The organism is Patulibacter sp. NPDC049589 (genome assembly GCF_040675535.1).
GTDB lineage: Bacteria > Actinomycetota > Thermoleophilia > Solirubrobacterales > Solirubrobacteraceae > Patulibacter.
Genome location: NZ_JBFAPC010000298.1, coordinates 1 through 3,239 on the forward strand (window position 1 = coordinate 1; position 3,239 = coordinate 3,239).

A 3,239-nucleotide genomic window follows, 5' to 3' on the forward strand; every position below is an offset into this window, starting at 1 on the left:
GCCCAGAGCAGCCCGGCGGCGAGCACCACCGCACCGGGCCAGCCGGCGTCGGCGGTCTGCTCGAGCGCCAGCGCGGCGACCAGGGGCATCGACGTGAGGGCGAGCGCGAGCGCGGCGGGCGACCGGCCCGGCCGCACCGAGAGCGCCCCGGCCGTGCCCCAGACCACGCCGACGAGGACGAGCGCAGAGCCCAGCGGCCACGGGTCGCGGACGATCGCGCCGCGGTCGGGCACCGTCAGCGCGTCGAGGCCGGTACCGAACGCCCGGGAGGTGTCCCCGAGCGCGCCGGGCCGCAGCGCGTCGACCGGCACGCCGCCGAGCAGCAGCCCGACCGGGACCCAGAGGACGAGCAGGGCGATGCCGACGCGTGGCCGGACGATCCGCGAGGAGAGCAGCGCCGACAGCAGGACGACCGGGATCGCCCACAGCAGGCCGGCGCCCAGCACGGGCCACCAGGCGGCGGCGCCGGCGACGGCCAGCAGGACGAGCGCGGCCGCCCCGCCCCAGCGGGAGGCGGGAGGCGTCGCGGGGGCGCCGCCCGCGCGGCGCTCGGGCCGCCGCGGCAGCTGCATCAGACCGTCCCCGTCCACGCCGCGAGCGGGACGACGCCGGGCGGCAACGGACCCCGGCTGCGCAGCGCCTCGGCGGGGGCCGCGGCCGCGCGGACGTGCACGGCGCCGCGCTCGTCGCCGCCGGCGGCGCGCCCCGGGGCGCCGGGCTCCAGGGACGCGAGGCGCCGGTGGATCGCGGGCCACGCGCCGGCCGCGTCGGTGATCGTCGTCGGGCGGCGGTCGCCCGGCAGCAGGACCCGGCAGCCGCCCGCGCGGACGAGCGCCAGGACGTGCCCGGCCGCGGTCCTCGCGGCCCAGTCGCGCGCCACCGGCACGGCGCCGCCGCCGGTGTCCACGACGACGAGCGGCAGCCGGTCCCGCGCGGTCACGAAGACGCGCTCCTGGAGCTCGCCGCCGCGCGCCGCCGACGCCCAGTGCACGCGGCTCATCGGGGTGCCGCGCACGTACGGGCGCAGGCCGTCCGGCTCGGGGTCGCCGACCGGGTCGGCACCGCCGCGCGGCGCCACGCCGGCCACGGTCGTCGGGTCGGGCAGCACGAGCAGCGCCGCCGGTCGCCCGCCCCGCGACGGTCGCGAGAAGAGGCCGAGGTCGTCCCGCACGCGCAGCGGCGACGCGTCGACGACGTGCGGTCCGGGCCGGTCGATAGCGCACTCGATCCGTCCGCCGGACGGCGGCAGCGCGACCCAGCGGCCGTCGGGTCCGCGGACCTCGACGTGGACCGGCAGGCCCCGCAGCCCGGAGAACGCGAAGTCCAGCGCGACGGGCCGGCCCTCGACGACCTCCTGCCGCGAGACCGTGCGCTCCACCCGCAGCCGGCGCGCGCCGATCCGCACGGCGAGCACGCAGCCGACGTAGGCCGCGAGCAGCCCGAGGGCGATCGCGAACAGCGCCAGCGACCCGACGGCGGCCCCGCCGACGCCGAGGAAGAGCGGGACCCCGACCAGCGCGGCACCGCGGCCGGCGGCGCGCAGGGCCATGAGCGGTGTCTCGCGGGCCGGGTCCCGCAGGCGCCGGCGGAACCCGCCGCTCACCGGGCCGGGACCGCGCGGAGGACGTCGGTCACGATCTCGTACCCGGCCTCCGACGGGGCGGCGGCGACCGGCTGGATGCGGTGCGCGAGGACGGCCGGGGCGAGCTCCTGCACGTCGTCGGGGAGGACGAAGTCGCGGCCCGACAGCGCGGCGCGGGCGCGGGCGGCGCCGAGCAGCTGGAGCCCGGACCGCGGGCTGGCGCCGGCCTCGCTCAGCGCGTGCTCGCGCGTCGCCCGCAGCACCGCCACGACGTAGCGCAGCAACGGCTCGCTCGTGCGGATCAGGTCGACCCCCGCCTGGGCCGCGAGCAGCTCGCGCAGGCTGCCGGTCGGCTGCGTCGGAGGCTCGGGGTCGTCGCGCAGCAGCGAGAGCTCCTGGTCCTCGGTCGGGTAGCCGAGCGACACGCGGGCGAGGAAGCGGTCCAGCTGGGCCGGCGGCAGCGGGTAGGTGCCGTCGTAGCCCTCGGTCGGGTTCTGCGTCGCCACGACCATGAAGGGCCGCTCGAGCGGGTGCGAGCGCCCGTCGACGGTGACCTGCCGCTCCTGCATCGCCTCGAGCAGGCCCGACTGCGTCTTCGGGGTCGCGCGGTTGAGCTCGTCGACGAGGACGACGTTGGCGAAGACCGGGCCGGGATGGAACTCGAACGTCCCGCTCCCGGCGTGCCAGATCGTGGCGCCGAGGATGTCCGTCGGCAGCAGGTCGACGGTCGCCTGCACGCGCGAGAAGCGGCCGGCGATGCTGCCCGCCAGCGACCGCGCGAGCTGCGTCTTGCCGACGCCCGGGCGGTCCTCGAGCAGGACGTGGCCGCGGGCCAGGAGCGCGGCGAGGACGACGTCCAGCGTCTCGTCGCCGATCTGCATCCCGTGGCGCACCCCGGCGCGCAGCCGGTCCCCGAAGCCGGCGACCGCGTCGGCGTCCAGGGCGACGGTCTCCTCCTCGACGGCGGACTCCAGCGCCACCGCGGGCCGTAGCCGATCCGGGTCCCGCTCCGCTGACGCGCCGATGCCCATGGACCGTTGATACTGACAACCGAACGTCAGCGCGCCGTAAGGCAGCGGATGTTCCGGGGTCGGTCGTGTCACCGCACCCCCCGGCCGGGGGATCCTCGCGCTCTGTGCGAATCCTCCGCGCGGCGGTCGGCCGTTGCACGATCGACGGCCCGTCGTCCGGCGGGTCGAGGCCGCGACCGTCGAGGAGGAGCGAGCGGATGTCCAGCGATGCCCGGCGCCCAGCGCGCCGCCCCGCCCCGGGGCACGGAACTCCCGCCGCGAGCGCCCGCCGCTCCGGACCCGACCGTCCGGGGCCCCCCGCGCCCGACCCGCAGGAGACCGGCCTGCTGGCCTGCGGCACCGAGATCGCCGCGATCCTGGGCGGCGACGACGGTGGCCGCATGCGGCGGCCCCGCGAGTGGCGCGCGGCGATCGCGACCGCGACCCGGCTCGGGGGCGACGACGTCGTCGTCCGGCAGATCCTCGTCGACCTGGACGTCGGCGCCGACCAGCTCACCGACCCGCTCGTGCTGCGCTCCTACGTCCGCGAGTTGTTCGACGACGTCATCTGGGTCCGGAAGGCGAAGGTCGAGCACGCCGCGTTCGTCCAGGTCCTGCAGGAGCGGGGCGTCGAGGTCTTCGACGCC

The 3,239-nt window shown here is 78.3% G+C and carries 3 protein-coding genes and 1 pseudogene; 1 reads left to right on the forward strand and 3 read right to left on the reverse strand.

Annotated features, from left to right (window positions below; translation table 11 throughout):
- From AB0L40_RS27360 to AB0L40_RS27370, 3 genes and pseudogenes are all read right to left on the reverse strand, one after another.
- A pseudogene (locus AB0L40_RS27360) lies at positions 1 to 572 on the reverse strand (hypothetical protein); the annotation flags it as partial.
- On the reverse strand, positions 572 to 1,549 hold the full coding sequence (locus AB0L40_RS27365) for a DUF58 domain-containing protein (protein WP_364361899.1): 978 nt from the start codon (positions 1,547 to 1,549) through the stop codon (positions 572 to 574). The pseudogene AB0L40_RS27360 and the gene AB0L40_RS27365, both read right to left, overlap by 1 nt.
- Positions 1,550 to 1,599: 50 nt before the next feature.
- Positions 1,600 to 2,613 (reverse strand): AAA family ATPase, encoded by a 1,014-nt coding sequence (locus tag AB0L40_RS27370; protein WP_364361901.1) that lies wholly within the window; start codon positions 2,611 to 2,613, stop codon positions 1,600 to 1,602.
- A gap of 197 nt (positions 2,614 to 2,810) precedes the next feature.
- Here AB0L40_RS27370 and AB0L40_RS27375 point away from each other — a divergent pair.
- Positions 2,811 to 3,239: arginine deiminase family protein (locus AB0L40_RS27375; protein ID WP_364361903.1), on the forward strand; the 429-nt coding region annotated here is incomplete at its 3' end.